Origin of the sequence: Collinsella sp. AF31-11, from assembly GCF_003475605.1 — a bacterium.
Classification (GTDB): domain Bacteria; phylum Actinomycetota; class Coriobacteriia; order Coriobacteriales; family Coriobacteriaceae; genus Collinsella.
The window spans coordinates 14,619-37,737 of sequence record NZ_QRQS01000011.1 but is presented as its reverse complement, the minus strand read 5'-3'; the positions used below and the strand labels follow the sequence as shown (position 1 = coordinate 37,737).

The 23,119-nt window shown below is 61.2% G+C and carries 24 protein-coding genes; 9 read left to right on the top strand and 15 right to left on the bottom strand.

Annotated elements, in window-relative coordinates; genetic code table 11:
- The first annotated feature begins 30 nt into the window (after positions 1-30).
- The gene (locus DWZ22_RS07980) at positions 31-729 is read left to right on the top strand and encodes a DUF1015 family protein (protein WP_118405856.1); all 699 of its coding nucleotides are present in this window, start codon (positions 31-33) and stop codon (positions 727-729) included.
- A 132-nt stretch (positions 730-861) separates the two neighbouring features.
- Here the strand turns inward: DWZ22_RS07980 and DWZ22_RS07975 are convergent, their stop codons facing one another.
- The 3 genes from DWZ22_RS07975 to DWZ22_RS07965 all read right to left on the bottom strand — a co-directional run bounded on the left by DWZ22_RS07975 (position 862) and on the right by DWZ22_RS07965 (position 2,810).
- On the bottom strand, positions 862-1,497 hold the full coding sequence (locus DWZ22_RS07975; RefSeq protein ID WP_117735576.1) for a histidine phosphatase family protein: 636 nt from the start codon (positions 1,495-1,497) through the stop codon (positions 862-864).
- An 18-nt stretch (positions 1,498-1,515) separates the two neighbouring features.
- Positions 1,516-2,058 carry a histidine phosphatase family protein gene (locus DWZ22_RS07970; protein ID WP_117735575.1) on the bottom strand — a complete coding sequence of 181 codons (543 nt, stop codon included), beginning with the start codon at positions 2,056-2,058 and terminating at the stop codon, positions 1,516-1,518.
- Positions 2,059-2,138: 80 nt separating this feature from the next.
- The gene (locus DWZ22_RS07965) at positions 2,139-2,810 is read right to left on the bottom strand and encodes a nitroreductase family protein (protein WP_117735574.1); all 672 of its coding nucleotides are present in this window, start codon (positions 2,808-2,810) and stop codon (positions 2,139-2,141) included.
- Between the two features lie 233 nt (positions 2,811-3,043).
- Between DWZ22_RS07965 and DWZ22_RS07960 the strand changes: the two genes are divergently transcribed.
- The gene (locus DWZ22_RS07960; RefSeq protein WP_118405855.1) at positions 3,044-3,646 is read left to right on the top strand and encodes an HdeD family acid-resistance protein; all 603 of its coding nucleotides are present in this window, start codon (positions 3,044-3,046) and stop codon (positions 3,644-3,646) included.
- 22 nt (positions 3,647-3,668) lie between these two features.
- Positions 3,669-4,130, top strand: coding sequence for a DUF188 domain-containing protein (locus DWZ22_RS07955; protein WP_233546474.1), 462 nt, complete (start codon positions 3,669-3,671; stop codon positions 4,128-4,130).
- Positions 4,131-4,149: 19 nt separating this feature from the next.
- On the opposite strand, the gene DWZ22_RS07950 is transcribed toward DWZ22_RS07955, so the two are convergent.
- Entirely contained in the window at positions 4,150-5,238 is a 1,089-nt protein-coding gene (locus tag DWZ22_RS07950) for a putative manganese transporter (RefSeq protein ID WP_118405854.1), read from the bottom strand.
- Between the two features lie 171 nt (positions 5,239-5,409).
- Here DWZ22_RS07950 and DWZ22_RS07945 point away from each other — a divergent pair, with 171 nt between their 5' ends.
- The 5 genes from DWZ22_RS07945 (at position 5,410) to DWZ22_RS07925 (ending at position 11,230) form a co-directional block, all read left to right on the top strand.
- Positions 5,410-6,378 (top strand): DNA polymerase III subunit epsilon, encoded by a 969-nt coding sequence (locus tag DWZ22_RS07945; protein ID WP_089572078.1) that lies wholly within the window; start codon positions 5,410-5,412, stop codon positions 6,376-6,378.
- Between the two features lie 640 nt (positions 6,379-7,018).
- Positions 7,019-8,140, top strand: a complete 1,122-nt coding sequence (locus tag DWZ22_RS07940; protein ID WP_147352282.1) for a hypothetical protein — start codon at positions 7,019-7,021, stop codon at positions 8,138-8,140.
- A 422-nt stretch (positions 8,141-8,562) separates the two neighbouring features.
- Positions 8,563-8,895: a helix-turn-helix transcriptional regulator gene (locus DWZ22_RS07935; protein ID WP_158549285.1), complete on the top strand. Its 333-nt coding sequence runs from the start codon at positions 8,563-8,565 to the stop codon at positions 8,893-8,895.
- A 63-nt stretch (positions 8,896-8,958) separates the two neighbouring features.
- Positions 8,959-9,177 (top strand): cation transporter, encoded by a 219-nt coding sequence (locus tag DWZ22_RS07930; protein WP_118405852.1) that lies wholly within the window; start codon positions 8,959-8,961, stop codon positions 9,175-9,177.
- Between the two features lie 100 nt (positions 9,178-9,277).
- Positions 9,278-11,230, top strand: coding sequence for a heavy metal translocating P-type ATPase (locus DWZ22_RS07925; RefSeq protein WP_199406658.1), 1,953 nt, complete (start codon positions 9,278-9,280; stop codon positions 11,228-11,230).
- A 417-nt stretch (positions 11,231-11,647) separates the two neighbouring features.
- On the opposite strand, the gene DWZ22_RS07920 is transcribed toward DWZ22_RS07925, so the two are convergent.
- The 9 genes from DWZ22_RS07920 to DWZ22_RS07880 form a co-directional block, all read right to left on the bottom strand.
- Positions 11,648-12,037, bottom strand: coding sequence for a metal-dependent transcriptional regulator (locus DWZ22_RS07920; RefSeq protein ID WP_117735567.1), 390 nt, complete (start codon positions 12,035-12,037; stop codon positions 11,648-11,650).
- 206 nt (positions 12,038-12,243) lie between these two features.
- On the bottom strand, positions 12,244-13,014 hold the full coding sequence (locus DWZ22_RS07915) for a Cof-type HAD-IIB family hydrolase (RefSeq protein ID WP_117735566.1): 771 nt from the start codon (positions 13,012-13,014) through the stop codon (positions 12,244-12,246).
- 6 nt (positions 13,015-13,020) lie between these two features.
- Positions 13,021-14,880 (bottom strand): ABC-F family ATP-binding cassette domain-containing protein, encoded by a 1,860-nt coding sequence (locus DWZ22_RS07910; protein WP_118405851.1) that lies wholly within the window; start codon positions 14,878-14,880, stop codon positions 13,021-13,023.
- Between the two features lie 255 nt (positions 14,881-15,135).
- Positions 15,136-16,008 carry a phosphate ABC transporter ATP-binding protein PstB gene (pstB, locus tag DWZ22_RS07905; RefSeq protein ID WP_199583476.1) on the bottom strand — a complete coding sequence of 291 codons (873 nt, stop codon included), beginning with the start codon at positions 16,006-16,008 and terminating at the stop codon, positions 15,136-15,138.
- The gene (gene pstA, locus DWZ22_RS07900) at positions 16,005-16,931 is read right to left on the bottom strand and encodes a phosphate ABC transporter permease PstA (protein WP_199583474.1); all 927 of its coding nucleotides are present in this window, start codon (positions 16,929-16,931) and stop codon (positions 16,005-16,007) included. The genes pstB and pstA overlap by 4 nt, the downstream gene beginning before the upstream one ends.
- A complete protein-coding gene (pstC, locus tag DWZ22_RS07895) occupies positions 16,924-17,832 on the bottom strand; it encodes a phosphate ABC transporter permease subunit PstC (RefSeq protein WP_117637294.1) in 909 nt (302 codons plus the stop codon). The genes pstA and pstC overlap by 8 nt, the downstream gene beginning before the upstream one ends.
- Before the next feature lie 24 nt (positions 17,833-17,856).
- The gene (locus DWZ22_RS07890; protein WP_117637295.1) at positions 17,857-18,795 is read right to left on the bottom strand and encodes a phosphate ABC transporter substrate-binding protein; all 939 of its coding nucleotides are present in this window, start codon (positions 18,793-18,795) and stop codon (positions 17,857-17,859) included.
- A 362-nt stretch (positions 18,796-19,157) separates the two neighbouring features.
- A complete protein-coding gene (locus DWZ22_RS07885) occupies positions 19,158-20,594 on the bottom strand; it encodes a M20 family metallopeptidase (protein WP_118405849.1) in 1,437 nt (478 codons plus the stop codon).
- A gap of 54 nt (positions 20,595-20,648) precedes the next feature.
- Positions 20,649-21,311 carry an HAD hydrolase-like protein gene (locus DWZ22_RS07880; protein ID WP_233546473.1) on the bottom strand — a complete coding sequence of 221 codons (663 nt, stop codon included), beginning with the start codon at positions 21,309-21,311 and terminating at the stop codon, positions 20,649-20,651.
- Positions 21,312-21,467: 156 nt separating this feature from the next.
- On the opposite strand from DWZ22_RS07880, the gene DWZ22_RS07875 reads away from it, so the two are divergent.
- Complete coding sequence (locus tag DWZ22_RS07875; protein WP_118405847.1) at positions 21,468-22,328, top strand: DegV family protein; 861 nt, start codon at positions 21,468-21,470, stop codon at positions 22,326-22,328.
- Between the two features lie 93 nt (positions 22,329-22,421).
- Here the strand turns inward: DWZ22_RS07875 and DWZ22_RS07870 are convergent, their stop codons facing one another.
- Together DWZ22_RS07870 and DWZ22_RS07865 are read right to left on the bottom strand one after the other, a co-directional pair.
- Positions 22,422-22,730 (bottom strand): type II toxin-antitoxin system YafQ family toxin, encoded by a 309-nt coding sequence (locus DWZ22_RS07870; RefSeq protein ID WP_118405846.1) that lies wholly within the window; start codon positions 22,728-22,730, stop codon positions 22,422-22,424.
- Positions 22,731-22,732: 2 nt separating this feature from the next.
- A complete protein-coding gene (locus DWZ22_RS07865) occupies positions 22,733-23,032 on the bottom strand; it encodes a type II toxin-antitoxin system RelB/DinJ family antitoxin (protein ID WP_118405845.1) in 300 nt (99 codons plus the stop codon).
- Between the last annotated feature and the right edge of the window lie 87 nt (positions 23,033-23,119).

The following is a 23,119-nucleotide window of genomic DNA, read 5'->3' as shown; positions in this document are numbered from 1 at the left end:
AACAAACCGACTCGCGCGTTAGGACCGCCCATGAAAGCACTTCCGTTTCCCTGCATCCGCCCAGCCCAGGATCGCGTGCTCGAAGCGCTGCCGCAGATGGGCGGCATCCTGAGTGGCAACGACGCCCTGCGCGACGCCATTGCCGACGGGCTCATGCTCAAAGATCCGGGCTCGGCATATTACGTGTACGAATGCTCCGGAGAGCCAGGGCGCGTGACGGGCGTTGTGGCGATTTGCCCGGTCAGCGTGCTGGCGGGCGACGACGCGGCCTGTGACGGCGACGCGGCCTCCGCAGATGTAGCAGCGGCCGCCCGTGCAATCACCGAGCTTAAGGTGCAGCCCCGCCCTGTAACGCTTGCTTACGAAGCCTCGCCCGTCATGGATATCATCCTCGGCGCCGCCAAAGAGGGCGCGTCGCTCTATGCCGTCACCGACCCCGCCGGCATTACGCATCGCGTGTGGGAGGTCAAACGCAATGACGCCGTTGCCGCCATCCACGCTATGCTCGACCAGGCACCGGAGCCTGCCCCCGCAGACGATCCGGCCTATGTCGCCGCGCTGGCAGGGGCGGCACAGCTCTTGGCAGACGAGGCCCGCGCGGCCGGCACCTACACGGGCAAGGAGCCGTTCAACTTTGTCATTTCCGCGCTGTTCCCTGCCGCGCAGGTCGCAGGCGGCGCGCCGCAGGTTCCAACGGGTCTGCTCACTCACCAGATTGCACGATACTAGCAGGACTTAAACGCTTAGCGCAAAGACTCGGCAGTCCAACAAACGAAGGGCGGAGATGCAATGCCAGCGCATGCATCTCCGCCCCTTTTGCATCGAGCAAGTATGTCGGCGACCCGTATCGTCACGCCTGCGTTACCCGCGCTGTGGACCCGCTGCCGCCGTCAACGGCTCAAGACCCAGCTCACGCGCATAATCTTCCTGCGTAAAGACTTCAACCAGCTCAAACGTTTCGGTCGCATCGTCAAACGCAAAGTGCAGCACCGAACAGTTGCCCGGCACGCGCTCGCGCTCGTCGGCCGCCGCTCCCCTCACATGATCCAAAAACTCCTTGATGGCCGAGGCGTGGCTCACCGCGAGCACGCACGAATGGTCCGGGCGTCGCATCAGATCGGTCAACGTCGCCACCATGCGCTCACGCACCCGCATCTGCCCCTCGCCGCCAAACTGGCGATAGAAGTCACGCCACGGACGCTCGGGCATGAGCATCACGCGTTCGGCCTCAAAGTCGCCAAAGAACCACTCGCGCAGGCCATCTAGGCGCTCGTAGGCAAGGCCCGGCCACAGGCTGGCGATGGTCTGCTCCGTGCGATGCAGCGTCGAGGTGTAGGCATGATCGGGCTCAATGCCGCGCGCTCGCAAGAACATGCCGGCGCGCGCCGCCTGGTCGCAGCCCAACTGCGTAAGCGGCGAATCGCTCCACCCCTGAATGATACGCTTAAGGTTAAATATTGTCTGTCCATGACGGACCAGATACAAGTCTTTATTCATAGGGGGTCCTTCCGTTCGTTACCAATCAAGGAGCGAAAACGCCCCGTCGCAATAGCCAAAATGGAGCACGGCACCGTTGTCGGGCTGCTCTCCCCCGCCGGCCACGTACTCAAGAAACTCCTGGCAGGCAGACCCATGGGAGACAGCCAGCACGCAGTTGTGCTGCGGTCGGGCCATAATGCGGGACAGCGCCGCGACCATACGCGCCCGGAATTGCGCTTCCGACTCGCCGCCAAAGGCCACCGGATAATCGCCCCAGGGCTGCGGCGGCATCTTGCGATTTGATGTACCTTCCAGCGAGCCCAGGCGCCACTCGCGCAAATCATCGACCGGCTCTATGGGAAGATCCTCGCCAACGATCAGCTCGGCCGTGTGGCGCGCCCGACCCAACGGAGACGAATACGCGTGGTCAAAGGAGATGCCGCGCGCCTCAAACGCCGCGCGCGTCGCCAGTGCCTGCTCGCGCCCGCACTCCGTGAGCGGCGAGTCTTGCCAGCCCTGCAAAATGTTCCGCACGTTAAGCTCGGTCTGCCCATGCCGAACCAAATACAGATCGGACACACGCCCTCCTCTCGCACCACCACAAAGGGGACAGGCACCTTTGCGGTGGCTTGCCGCCGAATCGCGCCGCAACGACGCAACTACACCAGCACGTCGGCAAGCGGACGCTTGGGCACGTGATGCACCTGCGCCTCGTCGCGCCAGTAATTAATAGAACCGTCGGGGTTGGAATCGATCGCGTCGATAACCTGGGTCTCGGCCGGTACGCCAAAAGCCATGATCAGCTTGAGCTCATACTTGTCGCCGTCGAGCCCCATCGCATCGATCGCGCGGGGCGTAAAGGCCTTGAACATGCAAGCCGCCACCTCAGGCGTTGCGCTGCGCGCGGCGAGCATCATCGTCTGAGCCGCGATGCCCGTGTCGACCTCGGTGATAGGCGCGGCGGGTTTGCCGGGAACGGTGCGCTCGGCAAGAACTGCAATGTAGCCGGTCGGGCGCTCGCCCTCGGCAGGACCCGGCCAGTCCTTGAGCGCCCCGGCCCATGCGAGCTCGTCAAACACGCGAGCGCAGTCCTCGGCACCGCTCACCACATGAAAACGCAAGCGCTGAGCATTGGCGCCACAGGGAGCCAGGTGCGCCAGCTCTGCCAGCTCGAGCAAAAACTCGCGCGGCACGCGCATGGACTCGTCAAAACGGCGGCATGTGCGGGCGCGACGGATCAGCGCATCAAACGCATCCAGGCCAAGCTTTTCGCAACCCTGCTTTGCCATCGACTCGGCGCTCAACGGCACCACGGGAACTGCTTCGTTCATAGGGACCCCCAAAAAGCCAATTGTTCTTAGGAAAATCTAACCTAAAACGCAGGCAATAACGAACAGAGCTGCAATGTTCTACACCTGTTGAATAGAAAATCGCAACGTGGGGAACAACGGAAACAAATCGGGGCCTTTGGGTTGCGTTTCGCCCTCCCCGGCCCATACGCCAGCGCCTTTAGGCGATACTGGTTGTAACGATCGCGGCTTACGCCGCACGGAAAGGAGGCCTCATGGGCATCTTTAAGAATGACGACCAACAATCGAGTCTGTTTGGATTTGACGAGAAGAGCATGGCAGGCAAGGCGATTAAAGCCGTGCGCTGGATCTACGCCGCCACGGGTGTCATCGCGCTCATCGCCGGCATCGCGCTGCTGTTTGCACCCGCTAAGACCCTCGTCTTTTTGACGACCGTACTGGGCTTCTACTTTGTAATCACCGCTGCCATTAGGCTGTTTACCGCTGTTTTTGAGCCGCTTCTGCCCACCGGATGGCGCGTTGCGAGCATCATCTCCAACCTGCTCATCATTCTGGGTGGCGTCATAATCCTGCGCAATCAGGCCTTCTCGACCGCGACGCTCACCACGCTTGTAGTGGTCGTCGCCGGCTTTGGCTGGATCGTCGAGGGCGTCATGTCGATTCTGGAATCCGAACTTTCCGCCAACCGCGCCCTCGCCATCCTGAGCGGCGCGCTCTCCATCATCGCCGGCATGTTCGTGTTTATCTATCCGCTGTGGTCGGCAAAGATGCTCGTCATCTTTAGCGGCGCCGCGCTGCTGGTGTTTGGCGTGACACTGATTGTTCGCGCTATTCAATTTGGCAAACTGGTGCGCTAGATGCCAAAGACGCTTTTTATTGATGCCGACGCCTGCCCGGTCACGCGCGAGTCGATCGACTGCGCGCGGAGGGCGTGCTGTTGCCGTCGTTATCGCCGGCAACAGCACGCAAAACCTGGAACGCCACATTCGCCGCGACGATCCGCGCGACGCCGAGCATGCGCGTCGGGGCTTTTGGGTCACGACGCTCGATGTGAGTGTGGGAGCCGATAGCGCCGACTTTGCCATTATTGAGCGCCTGCAGACTGGCGACGTGGTCGTGACGCAGGACATAGGTCTGGCGAGCATGGCGCTCGGCCGCGACGCCGCCGCCATCGGCGTGCGCGGGCGCGTCTACGACAAAGCGACCATCGATATGCAGCTGTTTATTCGTCACGAAGAAAAGAAGGTGCGCCGCGCTGGCGGTCGCACCCGCGGGCCGGCAGCCTTCACCAGCGAAGATCGCGCCCGCTTTAAGCGCAACCTCACCGAGCTGCTACGCTGACCAAGGTAGAATTTTGGGCTTAGAGACCAAAGGCGGAGAGAACGAGTCCCCAGCCGGCACCGATAACGTACATCATGATCAGGAACAGGACGTTTTCGCGGGCGCTGCGATTGGTGCGGAACAGCACCAGGTAGCCCACGCCGGCAGAGATGAGCGTGCCGGCGAGCATCGGGGCCAGCTGCAGCGCGCCTTCCAGGTACAGTTGCGTGATGACCACACTCGCAGAACAGTTGGGGATCAGGCCGACAAGCGCCGAACCCAGGACGGCGAGCGTCTCGTTGCCGCGCAGGAACTGCTCGATTGCGGACTCGCCGAAGGTCTCGAGCACGGCGACCAGAATCAGCGTCACCAGGAAAATGAATACCGATACCTGCACGGTATGCGAGATGGCGCTGCGGATAATCGACACGGCGGGCGCACCTTCGTGTGAGTGGGAGCGACCGTGGCCATCATGATGTTCATGCTCGCCCTCATGACCGTGATCGTGGCCATGTCCGTGTTCGTGCTCGTCCTCGTCTTCATCACAGCCGCAATGGTCGCGCTCGCACAACTCGTGGATGTGGTCGGCGCTCACGCCCGCCTCGGCCACCTCGTCGATGATGTCACCGCCAGTGTGGTCATCGTGCGCGCAGTTCACGTGGGCCGGGTTGGCCGCGGTTCCCAGCACGGTACGGCGAATCGCCGCATGCGCGCGAGCGTTACGACGCAGGCCGCGAATGGCGGCATCCACGATAAAGCCCGTGACCAGCGCGATCAGCACCTTCGAAGCCAAAAGCATCGCCATGGTCTGCACGGGAACTTGCTCGGCTAGCAACAGCGGCAGCATCTCGTCTGAGGTCGAGAGGAACACCGCAACCAGCGTGCCCAGCGTCACGACGCGACCGGCGTACAGCGTGGCCGCCATGGCCGAAAAGCCGCACTGCGGCACCATGCCCAACAACGAGCCAACCACGGGGCCCGCAGCGCCAGCGCGCTTGATGGCGCCGTTAACGCGGTCGCCCGCAACATGCTCGAGCGTCTCGAGCGCAAGGTACGTCACCAACAAAAACGGCACCAGCGAGAGCGTGTCTTTGCCGGCATCGAGCAGAATATCTATCAGTAAATCCATGACGGACGGAACCTTTCGTGTCTTTCGGCAGCATTGTAAAAGTCCTAGCGGTCAACTAGGGTATTGTAGTAGTCCCGGGCGCGGTGCCAATAGTTGCCCATGGTAAACTATCATCTCGCCACAACTCAGTAACCCCGAGCCGCGCGACGCGGCCCGTCCAAGGAGCAGCCTATGAACGTTTCGCAAGCACTCGAATACGAGCGCCAGCCGTTTATTCCCATGTTTATCTATGGCGATCACGGCGCCATGGAGTCCGAGCGCCAGAAGGGCGAGGAGGCCCTTAAGGTGCTCGAAACCGAGTACTTTACCGCCGAGGGCGACCCCGGTTTCGACTTTGCCACCGTGCGCGACCTGGCCGACCGCAACCGCGACCTGTGCGATCAGATCGGCGAGGCGCGCCTGCGCAACGTGACGCCCGCGACGCTTTCGCGCGGCCTGTCCGATGCCGACACCTGCGCCGCCATCGGCAAGATGCAAAAGCGCACCGCCGCGTCCGTTATGCGCGAGATCCGCGGCGACCGCGACGCGCTCGGCGTGGCCTACGCCCGTAAGCCCATCCAGGGCACCGTGCTCGGTATCGACATCGAGACCACCGGCCGTGCACCCGAACGCGGTTATATCATCAACGTCGGCTGGGAGATCATGGAACTCACTAGCGACGCCGTCCCGCATGACGCCGAGGCGCACTACTGTGGCCTGCCCGACATCTACCGCGGCGAAGATGTGCCGCTGTCGAATATCCACCACATCACCTGGGACGACATCGACGGCAAAAAGCCGTTCCGCGAGAACAAGGAACTGCAGAAGCAGCTGCTCAAGCTTATGAAGAAGTACCCGTACATGGCGCATAACGCCGCGTTCGAGGACAGCTGGTTCAAAATTCACCTGGACGGTTACGCCGAGGCGCGCCGTGCCGGCAAGATTATCGTCATCGATTCGCGCCAGATCTGCCGCAGCCTGGATGCCGACGTCCGCTCGCTCCCCCGCGAGTCCGCCCCCGCCGCGCTCGAGAACTGGGCGCGCCGCCGCGGAACCCTCGCCGCCGATGCCAACGAGCAGCATCTGGGTCTGGACGACACCGACCTCATGCTCCGCACCGTCCAAGCCGAGTTCAACCTCAAGAACCTATTCGCGAAGTAACCGATCCATCTGCGGGAGCGCCTGCCAGGCACAGCGCAATCCGTCTGGGCGCACCGGCACGCAATAAACTAGGGCGCAGCCTTATGGCTGCACCCTAGTTTTCATCAAAACAAGCAAATACGCGTGCTTCACACAGTCGACAGGTTGGCCCACCTACATTTTTCGAGTTGTTCGGCCAGCTGAACCACTAGTCAAGGCCCCTTGAACCGCAATCGAGCGCTGTAGTCGCCTTAATTTCGCAACCAAGCCCCATTAATCTACCTGAATCAATTCAAATAGGACATTGTGATCGCACCATTCGTATAGGAAAAGGCCGAATAACTCAAATTATGTTGGTGAGGCATCTGGGCGGTCGGCAAAAACGCTTAGAAGCTACGAACCCGCAACTAAAGTTCACCAAAAAAGGCGCAGCTGGCAGAAACCTCCCCGGCCGAAGCTGCCCCCCTCAATACGACAGCTCAAAAACCCACCGTTCGCAGAAGATAAGCCGCACCCCAATACCGTTGCCCGAAGTTTCGGGCGTATGTGGCGTCCGCTATGCCATCATGCGCGTATGGGAATCGTTCTGTCACATACCACGGCACGCGCTGTATACCAAACAGCCAACTCGCTCGCAAGCTACGCGACCGATCCCATACCTATGGAAAAGATCAGGGTGTCTGCGCCGACCACGTCCGACCTGGAAGCGGCACGAGCATGGCTCAACAGAAAGAATGTCGATTCTGAAAGCATCCATGTGCTGACGTTTTCCAATAATGCCAAAAGGCACTGCAAGGGCTGCATCTGCCACTGCACGCGCTATACGTTTAATGCAGAAAGCTACCTAGAACTCGAGCCGAACGTCTACATCGTCGATATCAAGCTGTGCGCGTTAGAAGCAACAGCCGACCTCAACCTTTCGGAGCTCGTTGAGTATTACTTTGAAATCTGCGGCTCCTACGCGCTTGAAACGTCCAACGAAACTCAATATCGCGAGCGCCCGGCCCTAACCAGCGTTGAAGAGCTCAGAGCCTTCTTTTCAGAGGCGTCGGGGTATCGTGGATCTAATAAAGCCCTTAAGGCACTTTCTTATGTACGCGAAGGCTGTCGCTCCCCACTCGAAACGGCGTTTGTCATGATGCTGACGATGCCCAAGTCAATGGGTGGCTTAGCCATACGCGCTATCAAAACGGATTATCCGATCCCAGTCCCCAAAAGATACGCCGCCCTAACGCGACGGATGGTTTTCTACCTCGACGCGCTGCTCGAGAATTCGATGACCGATATCGAATACAACGGCTTTTACCACGACGAGCCCGAGCAGCAATCAATTGACGAGGAACGCCGCAACACGCTGCGAAACATGGGATATGCCGTTATCACAGTTAGTCGTCATTCGTTTTTCAAGCAGTCCGCTTTTAGACGGGTCATGGAAGCGATTCGCATTCGCGAGAAGATCTGGCCTGGTCGACTCCCGGATAGCTTCGCCATCCTGCAAGAAACTCTTCGTCGATTTGTCTTGCGGCGCTACTTCGAATACGGTCGCCGCGTCCTGGAGGCTCTCAAAGAAGAAGAGTCCGCCAAGCGCGAAATTGCAAGCCAATATCCGCAAGCTGATGACCCGAGCATCAACGATGTGCCCGAACCCGACGACATGCAACACGTCGGGGCCCTTGCTGAAGAAATCAATGGGCCTTGGGAATGCGACATGTCCGCAAAAATCGATGAAAACCGCACGGAAGACGACACGATTATTAATCTGATTGAGAATTCACTCTTCTAAAGTCGATCTCTGCGGATGTCCACCTACATTTTTCGACTTATTCGGCCGCCGATGTGCCGGATTGGCCGCAGCAATGCTCAATATAACTTTAGATAAAACTGATTCTGCAGGAACTCCCGTAGAGAAAGAACTGATTCTCACGGTATTTAACAAGATAAAGTACAAATATGAACAGTTCTAATGCTTCTCGAGGCGGCTATCTTAGCATGCTGGCCGAACATCTCAAAATATGTTGGCGAGCATTGCGTCGATGCATCCCAACCCACAGAAAATCGCAGAGGCGGCAAGCAGCCATCGAAATTATCGCAAATTGTATTGACATGTGAACATGCGCTCATATAATCGGAAGTAAGTTATATGAGCGCGTGTTCATATGAAAGGATATTGCAGTGAGCATCCGCGTTGATGAAACGAAACCCGACATCGAGGCCACCGAACCCGCAATCCCCACCACCTGCTCGCCCGAGGACCTTCCCGACGAGGAACTTCTCTACGACCTCGCCGACCTGTTCAAGGTCTTCAGCGACACCACGCGCATCAAGATTCTCTACGCTCTCATGGGCCGCGAACTCTGCGTGGCAGACATCGCCGAAGCAACCGCGACGTCGCAGTCCGCGGTGTCGCACCAGCTGCGCACCCTCAAGCAGTCGCACTTGGTCAAATTCCGGCGCGACGGCCGAAACATCCTCTACTCGCTCGCCGACGACCATGTCTACACCATGCTCAATCAGGGCATGAGCCACATCTGCGAATAGCGACCAACCACGGCACCAACGCGGCCAGCATCCAAGCCGCAAAAGCAGGGAAAGGAACCCGCCATGAAAAAGCAGTTCAAGCTCGACGAGATCGACTGCGCCAACTGCGCGCGCGAGCTTCAGGACGAGCTGGCCAAGCTCGAGGGCGTCAAGTCCGTTTCGGTCAACTTTATGACCCAGAAGCTAACGCTCGAGGCCGATGAAGCCGAGTTCGACGAGGTCCTCGACCGCGTTGTGGAGTTCACCGCCGACGCCGAGCCGGACTGCGAGATCATTCTCTAGCCCAGGTTTACGCCAACACGCAAGGCCGCGCTTGCCGCGGCCTTTGCTCACGAAATTGTATGAGCGAGTGTTCATACATTCAAATGGGAGGATACGAGTCATGGCCACCGCCGACCCCAAGAAGAAAAAGAAGAAGCGCAAGAAAAAAGAGTCACTCGAGCATAAGCGCAACCGCATCCTGGTAGCGCTGGGCATTTTTGCCGTGGTGTACGCCCTCGATGAGCTCGGCACCCTCACTGCCGCATTCGGCACCCCGGGCGACATCTACGCCAGCTTTGTGCTGTTCCTCGTGCCGTTTTTGATTGCCGGCTACGACGTACTGCAAAAGGCATTCAATAACATCCGCCGCGGCAAGGCCTTCGACGAGAGCTTCCTCATGGCCGTCGCGACCATCGGCGCGTTTGCCATGGTGCTCTTCCCCGACACCGATCCGCACATGGCCGAAGGCGCCGCCGTCATGCTGTTCTACCAGGTCGGCGAGCTGTTCCAGGCATACGCCGTGGGTAAGAGCCGTAAATCGATCAGCGCCATGATGGACATCGCACCCGACTACGCCAACGTCGAACAACCCGACGGCACACTCGAACAGGTCTTCCCCGATGACATCGCCGTCGGCACCGTCATCGTGGTCAAGCCCGGCGAGCGCGTGCCCATCGACGGCGTCATCGTCGAAGGCGAAACCCAGCTCGACACCGCCGCCCTTACCGGTGAGTCGGTCCCCCGCCCGGCCAAAACCGGAGACGATATCATCAGCGGCTGCATCAACATGACGGGGCTCATCCACGTGCGCACCACCAAGCCCTTTGGCGAGTCCACCGTCGCGCGCGTCCTGGAGCTCGTAGAAAACGCCAGCGAAAAGAAGGCGCGCACCGAGAACTTCATCACGCGCTTTGCCCGCATCTACACGCCCGCCGTCACCGGCGCTGCCGCGGTACTCGCGCTCGGCGGCGGCTTGGTCACCGGCGCCTGGTCCGACTGGATCCTGCGCGGCCTGACCTTCCTGGTCGTCAGCTGCCCGTGCGCGCTCGTGATCAGCGTGCCGCTGAGCTTCTTTGGCGGCATCGGCGGCGCGTCCAAGCTGGGCGTTCTCATCAAGGGTTCTAATTACCTCGAGACGCTCGCCGACGTGGACACCGTCGTCTTTGACAAGACGGGCACCCTCACCAACGGCACGTTCTCGGTGGTCGCGGTACACCCCGAGGCCGGCTATACCGAGCAGTCGTTGCTCGAAGTCGCAGCCCTTGCTGAGTCGTTCTCCGATCACCCCATCGCGCAGTCCGTACGTGTCGCCTACCAGGGCGAGGTCGACCCCAAGCGCGTAAGCGACTCCACCAACGACGCGGGCCATGGCGTGACGGCAACCATCGACGGCAAGCACGTCGTCGTTGGCAACGCAAAGATGCTCGCCGCGGCCGGAGTCGAAGCGCCCGATTGCGAGGTCGTCGGCACGATTCTGCATGTGCTCGTTGACGGCGTGTACGCCGGCCACATCGTGATTGCAGACACCGTCAAGGCCGATGCCGAGCAGACGATCAGCGACCTGCACGCCGCCGGCGTCAAGCGCACCGTCATGCTCACGGGCGACCGCGAGGAAGTGGCTGCTGCGGTGGCCAAGCAGCTCTGCCTCGACGAGTTCCACGCGCAGCTGCTGCCGGGCGACAAGGTCGAGCGCGTTGAAGCGCTGATCGCGGCCGAAAGCGGCAAGGGCAAGCTCGCCTTTGTCGGCGACGGTATCAACGACGCGCCTGTGCTTACGCGAGCCGACGTCGGAATAGCCATGGGCGCCATGGGCTCCGACGCTGCGATCGAGGCGGCGGATGTCGTGCTGATGGATGACAAGCCGTCCAACATCGCCCGCGCGATCCGCGTGGCTCGCAAGACCATGTCGATTGTTTGGCAGAACATCATCTTTGCGCTGGGTATTAAGCTGCTGATCCTTGTGCTCGCGGCGCTCGGCATCGCCAACATGTGGCTCGCTGTCTTTGGCGACGTGGGCGTGGCGATCATCGCTATCCTGAACACCATGCGCGCGATGGGTGTCAAGAACCTGTAGCGTTCGTGGGCTGTCCGGCCGGGACCGGGCTTGGTTTTGAAAACGTCCTCGCGCATGAGGCCCGTCTTTCCTGCTCCTACGGAGCAACGGAAAGACGGGCCTCGCGCTGCGGAGTGTTTTCAAAACCAAGCCCGGTCCCGGCCTGCATTGACACAGCTGGCGGTTCTTGGGCATCGCTTGCTGGCGAGGTTCCTTGTCTGAGTTGAATTTGGTTGGCGGGACCTTTCGTCCCGGCCGCTGTCCCGCGCCTTCGGCGCGGGAGACGCGTCTCTTTGGGATGGAAGGGCGGCGCTGCTGAAAGGATGCTACATCCCGACAGGTTTACTGTGGACTCGGAGAAAGTCCCTTCTGCTAGAAGTCTCTATCCCCTTTTCGCTGGTTCGCGCTTTGCGCGAACTCCGCGCTACTGAGGACCTGTTAGGATTCCGTTGTTGAGTTCGACGTCTCTTCCCTGGCGAGCATAGCCCTCAGCTTCTCGAAGCTTTCCTCACTCAGGCAGTGCTCCATGTAGCAGCCCTCTTGCGACGCGACCTCAGCCGAAACACCCGCATCCTCCAGCAGCCCCACGAAAAAGCAGTGACGCTCCCACATTTGGCGAGCGACCTCCAGACCACGCTCCGTCAGATGAACGTCGCGCTTGCCCATTTCGACATAGCCGTTGCTTTCCAGCGTCGCCATGGCCTTGGAAACGCTCGCCTTGGTTACGCCGAGGTACTCCGCGACGTCGATCGAGCGCACGATGCCCTGACGTTCCGACAGAACGTAGATCGATTCGAGATAGTCTTCTCCGGATTCACGTAGGGCCATGGGCCGCCTTTCGCGATGATTGCTAGTTAGCCGTTGGATACTTTCCACGGCTTACTTTACCGCAAAAGTTGCCCATGTCTTACTACTTTACCTAAAAGTTAGCCGTGTTTCACAAAACGTGCGGGATGAAACAAAATGGGAACGCCCCGCAAGGAGTGTCCCCAGCTGCCGGCAGAAAAGGACCGTCCCCAAGTGCCGAGCCGCAGCTATAGCAGCCCAAAGTGCTTTGCGGCGTTGTAAATTCCGTCGTCGTCCACGGCGGTCGTCACGTAGGTCGCCGCGGCCTTCACGGTGTCCTGCGCGTTGCCCATGGCCACACTCGTGCCCACGGCGGCAAACATCGACAGGTCGTTCTCGCCGTCGCCAAAGGCAATCGCCTCGCTCGCGTCGATACCAAGCCGCTCGAGCGTCGCCGCCACGCCCAGGTCCTTGCCGCCGTTAGCGGGAATAATGTCGCAGAACAGGTCGCACCAGCGCGTGGTGAGCGAATGCGACACGGCGTCGGTCACGATATGTTCGTCGGCCGGGTCCACAAAGGCGCAGAACTGGTAGACCGGTGCGTCAAAGGCGTGCTCAAACGGCTCCTCGTGGTAGACGATTCCCGCGTTGCTGCCAGCCGTCACCACGCGCTCGGACAGGCGGTTCACAAACGAGTTCTCGCCCTGCATGCACAGCGAGTCGTAGCGCCCCTGCGCCACCTGGTCCACAATCACCGCGACGTCGTCCGGATCGATCGGGCAGCTGCGGTAAACTCCCTCGGCATCAAAGCAGTGCTGGCCCGAAAGCGTAATGTACGCATCCCAGCCCAGGTCGAACAGCCAGTCCGGCATCTGGTAGGTCGGACGGCCCGTGGCGATCACGCACGCAATCCCCTGCTCGCGAAAGCTGTCGAGCACCTGCTGCGCCGACGCCGGAATCCGGTGGGTCTTAAAGCTCAGCAGCGTACCGTCGATATCGAAAAACGCGGCTTTGATCATTCTCGCTTACTCCTCGCCCTCGAGCTTTTCGCTCGCCTCGAGCCACGCCATCTCCAGCTCGTCCATGGCGGCGTGAGCCTCGTCGATCTTTGCCTGCTGCTCGCCGAGCGCCGTGTAGTTGGTGGGATCGACCTGGGCCATCGCGGCCTCGGCCTCCTCAACGCGAGCGCGCTGCGTCTCCATCTTGCGCTCGAGCGAGCTCACCTCGCGGCGGAGCTTCTGACGTTCGGCGTTGGAAAGGCCATTGGGCTGACCGCTTGCCTTAGGCTTTTCGGCCGCAGCTGCCGCGGCACCGGTGTCAAACGTGCCGGTCTTGGCACTCGGTGCGCCCACGGGCTCGCCATCGGCAGTAGCGTTGCACAGGCGCAGGTACTGGTCCACGCCGCCGGGCATATGCGTCAGGTGACCATCGAGCAGCGCCCACTGCTGGTCGGTCACCCGCTCCATCAAAAAGCGGTCGTGCGTCACCAGGATCAGCGTGCCGGGCCAGCCGTCGAGCAGGTCCTCGACAATCGCCAGCATGTCGGTATCCAAGTCGTTGCCCGGCTCGTCCAGGATAAGCACATTGGGCTCGTCCAGGATCGTCAGCAACAGTGACAGGCGACGGCGCTGGCCGCCCGAAAGATCGCCGATGCGGCTCCAGAGCTGCTGGGTCGTAAAGCCCAAGCGCTCGCAGAGCTTCTCGGGCGAGGTCTCCTTGCCGTCGATGACGTAGTACCTTTTGTAGTTGCTGAGCACTTCGCGGATCGTGTCGCCCATGTAGGGTTCGAGCTCCTCGAGCTGCTGCGAAAGCACGCCAAAGCGCACCGTCTGGCCAATCTTCACGCGGCCGCGCGTGGGCGCAATCTTGCCCTGAATCACTTCGAGCAGCGTGGACTTGCCGGCGCCGTTCTCGCCCAAAAGACCATAGCGGTCGCCCGCGCCAATAAGCCAGGTCACGTCGGAAAGCACCTGCTTGGGCGCGCCATCGGCATCCGCATAGCCGGCATCCACGTCGACCACGTCGATAACCTGCTTGCCCAGACGGCTCACCGCCAGGCGCTTGAGCTCCAGCTCGTCGCGCACGGGCGGCACGTCGGCGATGAGCTCGCGAGCGGCATCCACGCGAAACTTGGGCTTGGTGGAGCGCGCCTGGGCGCCGCGGCTCAGCCACGCGAGCTCCTTACGCGCCATGTTGCGACGGCGCTCCTCGGTGACTGCGGCCATGCGGTCGCGCTCCACGCGCTGCAGGATATATGCGGAGTAGCCGCCCTCGAAGGGGTCGACCTGGCCGTCGTGGACCTCCCACATGCTGGTGCAGACCTCGTCCAAGAACCAGCGGTCGTGCGTGACCACGAGCATCGCGCCCTGACCACGCTGCCAGCGAGCCTTTAAGTGACGCGCGAGCCAGTTGATGGTACGCATGTCCAGGTGGTTGGTGGGCTCGTCGAGCATGAGCACGTCGTAGTCGCCAATCAGCAGGCGCGCGAGGTCCACGCGACGGCGCTGGCCGCCCGAGAGCTCGCCCACCGTGCCCTCCCAGGGCACATCGCTAATGAGGCCGGCGAGGATCTGGCGCGTACGGGGGCTCGAAGCCCACTCGTACTCCGGTGTGTCGCCAACGACGGCATGGTGCACTGTGTCGGTATCGACCAGGTCGTCCTTTTGGCCGAGCAGGCCGATCGTGGTGCCGCGGCGATGCGTCACGCGGCCGTCGTCGGGCTCCAGCGTGCCGGCGAGCACGCTCAGCAGCGTCGACTTGCCGTCGCCGTTTTTGCCGACGATACCAATGCGGTCGCCCTCGCCCACGCCGAGCGTCACGCTATCGAAAATATGCTTGGTGGGAAACTCTAGGCTGACGGAATCGCATCCCAAAAGAATCGCCATATGCCCTGCTCCTTCGTAGAAATTCAACGTTGTCCATGATAGCGAAAACCACCACAAAGGGGACAGGCACCTTCGTGGTGGTTTTGGGCAGGCGCCTCGTTATTCGAAAAACCACCACGAAGGTGCCTGTCCCCTTTGTGGTGGTCGATTCGGTCGCAGAGCAAAAAGGCGGGCCATCTCCCGCAAGAGATGACCCGCCTCTCCAATCAGTCCCGTGGCGACCGTGGCCGCCGCGGGCCTCAAGCATGTTCCGGACTAGGAGAACATGCCGGTGAGGTAATCATTCAGCCGCTTATCCTTGGGCCGCTGGAAAATCTCGTCGGTCTCGTCGTACTCGACCATATCGCCCATGTAGAAGAACGCCGTGCGGTTGGACACACGCGACGCCTGCTCCATGTTGTGCGTCACGATGACGATGGCGCGGTCGGCCACGATCGACGACATCAGGTCCTCGATCGCCAGCGTCGAGATGGGGTCAAGCGCCGAGCAGGGCTCGTCAAACAAGATCACGTCGGGGTTGAGCGCCAGCGTGCGCGCGATGCACAGGCGCTGCTGCTGACCGCCCGAAAGCGCGTAGGCGCTCTTGTCGAGCTTGTCCTTGACCTCGTCCCACAGCGCCGCGCCGCGCAGGCTCTCCTCGACCATGCGGTCGAGCTCGTCACGGTCGGTGATGCCGTGGCGCTTGGGCGCAAACGTGATGTTGTCGCGAATGGACTTGCGGAAGGGGTTGGGCTGCTGGAACACCATGCCGATGGAGCGACGCAGCTCGTACGTGTTCTCGGTCTTGGTGTTCACGTTGCGCCCGCGGTAGTTGATCTCGCCCTCCACGCGACAGCGGCGAATCTCGCGATTCATCAGGTTGAGGCTACGCAAGAAGGTCGACTTGCCGCAGCCCGAAGGCCCGATGAGCGCCGTGATCTCACCCTTGTGGAAGTCGAGCGACGTGTCGTACAGCGCATGGTGGTCGCCATAGTACACGTTGACGTCCTTGGTAGAGAGCACGACCTCGTCGCTCGCGGCCTTGCCGCTCACGCGCACGCGCTTCTCGCTCTCCCCCACACTCGACAGGAAGTCCCGGGTCTCGGACGATGCTGCTTCGGTTGCGGGCGTTGTGCTCATCTCGCTCATTCGGCCGTCATCCTCCTTGCCAGTTGCTTGCCCACGATACGGGCGACTACGTTAAACAGCAGCACGCAAATCATCAGCAGCGCCGCGGTGCCCCAGACGATCTGCTGGGCCTCGGGGCTGCCCTCGCCATAGATCTTGTAGATATGCACGGCGAGCGACTCACCGGGGCGGAACACGTTCCAGGCGCAGGTGGGGCTCGACAGGTTAAAGCTCAAGAAGTTCAGGCGAACCGGCGAGCTCATGCCCGAGGTAAAGAGCAATGCTGCGGCCTCGCCAAACACGCGGCCGGCCGAAAGCACGATGCCGGTCACGATGGCGGGCATGGCCTCGGGAATCAGGATGTGCAGTGTGGCCTCCCAGCGAGTGAGGCCCATGGCCAGGCACGCATCGCGCTGGGCCTGCGGCACGTCCTCGAGCGCCTGCTGAATCACGCGCACCAGGATGGGGATGTTGAACATGGTGAGCGCGACGGCGCCGGAGATGATGGAGTACTTCCAGCCCAGCTGCACCGAGAACACCAGAAAGCCGAACATGCCGACGACGATGGAAGGCAACGAGGACAAGGTCTCGATAGCGGTGGAGGCGATGTCGCGGATAGGGCCGTTCGGCGCGTACTCAACCAGGAAGACCGCTCCGCCCAGGCTGATGGGCACCGAGATGACTAGAGTGATCAGCAGCAGGTAGAACGAGTCGAACAGCTGGTAGAGCACGCCGCCCTGGGTTCCGTTGGCGCGCGCAGGCTGCGTGAGGAAGCCCGGCTGGAACAGCGTCGAGATGCCCTCGAACAGGATGTAGGCCACCATGGAGACGACGATGAGCATGACGATGGCGACGATCGCCGTCAGCACGCCCGTGGCGATGCGGTCCTGCCTTTGGACACGCCCGAGTCTCGCCTCGTCGATATGGATGCGCGTGCTAGCCACGAGCCTTCGCCCCCTTGCGGCCAATGAGATGGATGATCAGGATAAAGATGAGGCTCATGCCCATCAGCAGAAGACCGAGCGCCCACAGGACGTCGTCCTGGGCCGAGCCCTCGGCATAGACCGCCATGGACGTGGTGAGCGTGGTGGTGATGGTGGAGGCCGGCGACAGCAGCGACGTCGGCATGGCCTCGATACCGCCGATAACCATGCGCACGGCGAGCGTCTCGCCAAAGGCGCGGGTCATGCCAAGGATGACCGCGGTCATGAGCGAGGACATGGCGCTCTTGAGCACCACGTGCCAGATGGTCTGCCAGCGGGTGTAGCCCAGCGCGAGCGAACCCTGACGGTAGCTGTCGGGCACGGCACGCAGGCCATCGACCGAAAGCGTGGTCATGGTCGGCAGGATCATGACGGCCAGCACGATGGCGCCGGGCAAGATGCCCAGGCCTGTGCTCACGTGGAGAACGCTCTTCATAAGGCCGACGACCACGTGAAAACCGATCAGGCCAAAGACGACCGAGGGAATGCCGGTCAAAAGCTCAATAAGCGGCTGAAAGACCTTGGAGCCAAACTTAGGCTGGATCTCGACCGCAAAGATGGCAGAGCCGATGGCGATGGGCAGCGCGATGAGCGTGGAGAGCACCATGACCGCAAACGAGGTGACGATCAGGGGCAGGGCGCCGGTGTAGGGCAGGCCGTTTTCGGCTGTGTTGGCCAGATCCCACTTGGTGCCGGCGAAGAACTCTACGACCGAGACGCCGTCCTTGAGAAAAGCCGAGAGGCCCTTTTGGGCGACCATAAAGATGAGCGCGGCAACGACAAGCGTCACGAGCGCTACGCACGCGCCCGTGACGCCCAGGCCCACGTTCTCAAGGTCGCGCTTTGGCAGCTGTTTTGCCATTGCAAACCTTTCCGGGGCGATTACTTATTTAGCGGATACCTTGCCGCTGGCGTCCTTGACGACCTTCATGGCAGAGACTGGGATAAAGCCCTGCTCCTCGACGAGCTTGCCCTGGACGTCGTCGGAAAGCATGAACTCCAGGAAGGCCGTGGTGGCCTCGTCGGCGTCCTTGGAGCAGTACATGTGCTCGGTCGCCCAGATCTTAAAGGAGTCGTCGGTAACGTTTGCGCTCTTGGGCTCGACGCCCTCGACCTTGATGGCGTTGAACTTGGAGTCGTCGAAGTGCGAGAAGTCGAGGTAGGAGATGGCGTTGTCGGTGCTGGCCATCTGGGTCTGGACGTCGCCGGACTTGTCGAGCTCGGCGTCGCCCTTAAAGTCGTTGGCCTCGTCGCCAAAGACGGCAGCCTCAAAGGTGGCGCGGGTACCGGAGCCGGCCTTGCGGTTGAGGACGACGATGGTGGCGTCGTCGCCACCGACCTCCTTCCAGTTGGTGATCTGGCCGGAGAAGATGCCCTTGAGCTGCTCGAGGGACAGGTCGTCGACCGTAACGTTCTTGGAGACGACGGGGCCCATGCCCACGACGGCGACCTCGTGGTCGACGAGGTTCTTGACCTGATCGGCCTCGAGCTTGGTCTCGGCGAAGACGTCAGAGTTACCGATGGTGACGGTGCCGGCGGCGACAGCGGTCAGGCCCTTACCCGAACCGTTACCCGAACCGGAGACGGAGACGTCCGGATTGGCATCCATGAACTTCTCGGCAGCGGCCTCGACGAGAGCCTGGAACGAGGAGGCACCGTCGTAGGTCACCTCACCGGAGACGGACTCGGCGGCAGCGGCGCTACCCTTGTCGGCGGCGTCGGAAGCGCCTGCGCCGCCGCAACCAACGAGGCCGAGGCCCACGATGCTGGCGAGACCACCAGCGAGGCCGAGGAACTGACGACGAGAATAAGCCTGATCGAGCATGATCTTCCTTTCATACAAGCGACTCGCGGGCACCCTGCCCGCTTTGCTGTTTGGAAAGATACGGCCCCGACCGGTCAGCGCCCGCACCAACTGCGGTTTCTTACGGGCTTTTGATAGACCCTTACCGCAAGCGCGGCTCGGCTTTACAAACGAATAACAAACCCGCCGCCAAGCATGGCCAGCCTTTACACCAAATGATCCCTTGGGGACGGAGGAAAACGGATCATCGGGTTGAGCAGACCCCAAAATGATCCGTTTTCCTCCGTCCCTAAGGGATCATTTTCAGAAAGAGGACGGCATAGACCTTCTGGTCATGCCGTCCTCTTCAAAAGACAGGTTGTCACTCTGGCGTTCGCGTAACCTTAAAGCTCTAATTCATTCAAACGCAGGATCGCCACGATATAAATCTTGAGTGCCTGCTTGAGCTGTTCCTCGTTGGCGCACTCGTTGGGGCCGTGCATCTGGCCGCCCCATGCGGGCAGCTTCAGGCCGGTCTCCTCGGGCCCAAACGATACGGCGCGGGCAAAGTTGCGCGCGTACGTGCCGCCGCCCATGGCAAAGGGCTCGGCATGCTTACCCGTAAACTCGTTATAGGTATCGATAAGCGCCTTCACGGCCGGGTCGTCGGCAGAAACCGAGAACGGCACCTTCGCACGACCCACGCGGCACGTCACGCCAAAGCGACCCACGAGCGGCTCCAGCTGCTCGCAGATGGTGTCGGCGCTCGTGCTGTCGGGGAAGCGCACGTCAATAACCTGCTCAATATGTCCATCCGCCACGCGGATGACGCCGGGGTTGCAGGTGAGCGGGCCAAACGCGGGACTCGTCGCGTCGATGCCCAGGCCGCGACCATAGGCGTCCGCATGTACAAAGGCCAGGAACTTGACAAACTCGTGCTCGGCGGGCGTCAACAGGCGCTCGTCGCGTGCGGCAAACGTGTCCTCGATCTCGCGCAGGTATGTCACGACCAGGCCGACGGCATTGATCGTCCCCTCGGGCATCGAGGCATGGCCACCAATGCCGTGAGCGAAAATCTGCGCATGCCCGTTATCGAGCGCTGTAATCTCCAGGCGATCAGCGTTCTCGACCGGGGCAGGCAGCTCATCGGCGGCAATCGCGAGCTCGCAGATAGACTGCGACGGAATGGCGTTGCTCGCCTCGGCACCGCTCCAGGACACAATGCGCCCGCCGTCGATCTTGGAGCTCACAAATGTCGCCCCAAACTGGCCCTTCTCGGCATTGCAAACCGGGAACTCGGCATCGGGCGTAAACAGAAAGTCGGGGTCTGCGTGGTTCTCCAGATAATGGTGAACGTCGGACATGCCCACTTCCTCATCGCAGCCCAGCAGCGCGCGGAAGGTATAGCGCGGGGTAATGCCGTGCTTGAGCAGATAGGCGCCGGCGTAGAGCGACAGTACCGCCGGACCCTTGTCGTCGATCACGCCGCGGCCGAGCAGCCAGCCCTCGCGACGCTCCATCGCAAACGGGTCGGTGTTCCAGCCGGGGCCCGCGGGCACCACGTCCACATGGCAAATGGTCGCGAGCTGCTTATCGCCGCGGCCGGGAATGTCGGCAATACCCACATAGCCCTCGTCATCGCTCGTCTGGTAGCCGAGCTTTTGCGCAATGCCGAGCGCGCAATCGAGCGCATCACGGACCGGGCGGCCAAACGGCGCACCGGGCTCCGCATCGGCGGCAACGGCAACAGACGGGTAGCTCACCAGCTGCTCGATATCGGCGACGACATCCTCCCAGACCTCGTCGACGTATTCGGCAACACTCTGCTCCACCTGATTCATGGACGACCTCCTTACCAATGAGCGACGAGCACGCCCGCCCCTCACATTACGTCATTAGATAGCGAAAAGTTTAGCAAGCTCGGCCACCGAGTGCACCACCGCATCGGCACCCGCGGCCTCGTGCTCGCCCGGCGCCGCCGCACCCGAATAGATGCCGATGCACGGCACGCCCATTGCGTGCGCGCCCTCCACGTCGTTAAAGCGATCGCCGACCATCACGGCATCGTCGGCGCACGCCCCAAGTGCCGCCAGGGCATCGCGGATCGAATCGGCCTTGGTCTCGCGGCCCTGCGGCGGATTCATGCCGACCACGGCTTCGAACTGAGAAAGACCCAGCTCATGCACCATATCGATGCACTTCGCTTCCATGCGCGACGTCGCAACGGCCATGCGCTTGCCCTGGGCGGCAAGGCCGTCGAGTAACCCGGGAATCCCATCGAACACGGGATACTCCTCCGGCCCCAGCTCATCAAAAAAGGCGCGGTACTCATCGGCCACCACAAGCGACTCCTCGCGGGAAAAGCCGTAAAAGTCGTGAAAGCTCTTCCACAGGGGCGGCCCGATCATGCGGCGCAGGTCACCCATCTGCGCCTCCGAAAAACCGCGCGCAGCCAGCGTCTTGCGCGTCGAGGTCATCACCGCCCGGCCCGTATCGGCCACCGTGCCGTCAAAATCGAACAGCACGACCGGCCGCCTGCATATCTCCAGTGCCTCCATCGGCATTCCTCTTCCCCAGTTGACGATTTCCACATCGACACTTCAAACTGTTGTCTATTCAACAATTGAACCTAGCAATGTAGAGCAACTCCACTATACTTGACGAACTTTGCTCTCTGAAGGCGGCGTTGCCGCGCCCCAACGAAAGGTGCAATTATGTCTTTTGCCATCATAACCGACTCCACGTCGGACATCTCCCCCGCCCGCGCCCAAGAGCTCGGCATTTACGTGATTCCGCTGCATGTGATTATCGAAGGCGAGGATCTGCTCGACCAGGTGCAGATTACCGCCGAAGAGTACGTCGCCCGCATGGCCGGCTCCGAGCAGCTGCCGCACACCTCGCAGCCGAGCGCCGGCGAGTTCAAAGCGCTCTTTGATCGCGTGCTCGCCGACGGCCACGACAGCGCCATCTTTATCTCGCTGTGCAGCGAGTGGTCCGCCTGCTATGCCAACGCCAGCCTGACGGCCGAAACGCACGAGCTCGACGTGCGCTGTATCGACTCGCGCACCGGCTCGGGTGCCGAGGGCCTGCTGGTGGAGTACGCGCTGGCCATGCGCGAGGACGGCCGCAGCCTGGACGAGACCGAGGCGCAGATCCGCGCGACGCTGCCCGATGCCCACCTGCTGCTGATTCCCCGCACGCTCGAGAACCTCGTTAAGAACGGCCGCGCGCCCAAACTCGCCGGCCAGCTGACGCAGATGCTCAACATTCGCCTGGCCGTTTCGCCGGAATGGAAATCGGGCGAGATTAAGGCCATCAAGAAGGGCCGCGGCGCCAAACGCATCGTCGCCAACACCATGTCCGATTGCCTCGCATTTTTGGCCGAGCATCCGGGCTCCAGCGTTCGCGTGCTCACAACCGGCGCCGCCGAGGAGCAGGAGCTTGTCAACCAAGCGCTCGCAGGCCAGGACTACGTAGACGCCGGCACCGGCCCCATCGGCTGTACCATCGCCACCCACGTAGGCGTCGACGCCATTGCCATCAGCTACTGCCCCCGCTACCAGCCCATCCACTAGGGGCACCTTTACCACTTGCGGTGAAATAGGGACTGTTTTTGGCTTATCAGCCGCAAATCAATCCCTATTCCACCGCAACTTAGAAATCGGCAATCAGCCCTGCGGACCCCGGAACAGTTCCTCATGCGAGCCCATTCTGACCAGTCGGATCACAGGATTAGTCTTATGCGGCAAGTACAGAACGACCACATCGACCAACCCATCGGATAGAAGGAAATCGATGTGGCCGTTGTAATTGCCGCCCGGGCTTGAAAGCTCATGGGCGCCATATTCCGCGGGAAGCGAGCCGCGAGCTGCAAGCTCTGCGACTGCCGCCTTAAACTCGGTTTTTAGCTGCGGATGGATGCGCATCGTCCGTTTGTAATCCGCCTTAAACTGAGCCTCGACTTTAATCTCAAACATCGCTAGTCCTCATCGAGGAACGATATAAGCTCATCAGCGTTATTGAATGACGGGCTGTCGTCTGGCAGAATCCCCAACTCATGAGCCTCGGCGATCACCATGGCGCGCCTCGTCGCCTCGTTGGGGACTTCGGGCCGACCCACAATATCAAACGGAATCTTCCGCTGATTTACAAGCTGCCGAACAGCAAGATTGAGATACGAATTGAGACTCAGGCCAACCGAATCCAAAAACTCAGTCGCCTGTTCCTTGAGCCCCTCTTCGATGCGAACTGTCGTTGGCTTAACCGTTGCAGTAGACATTCGCGACCTCCTCGCCTCGTCTTTTGCATCAGTATACCCAATTTGAATGGCAGCCTGATGTTACTTAGCATCAGACTGCCATTCAAA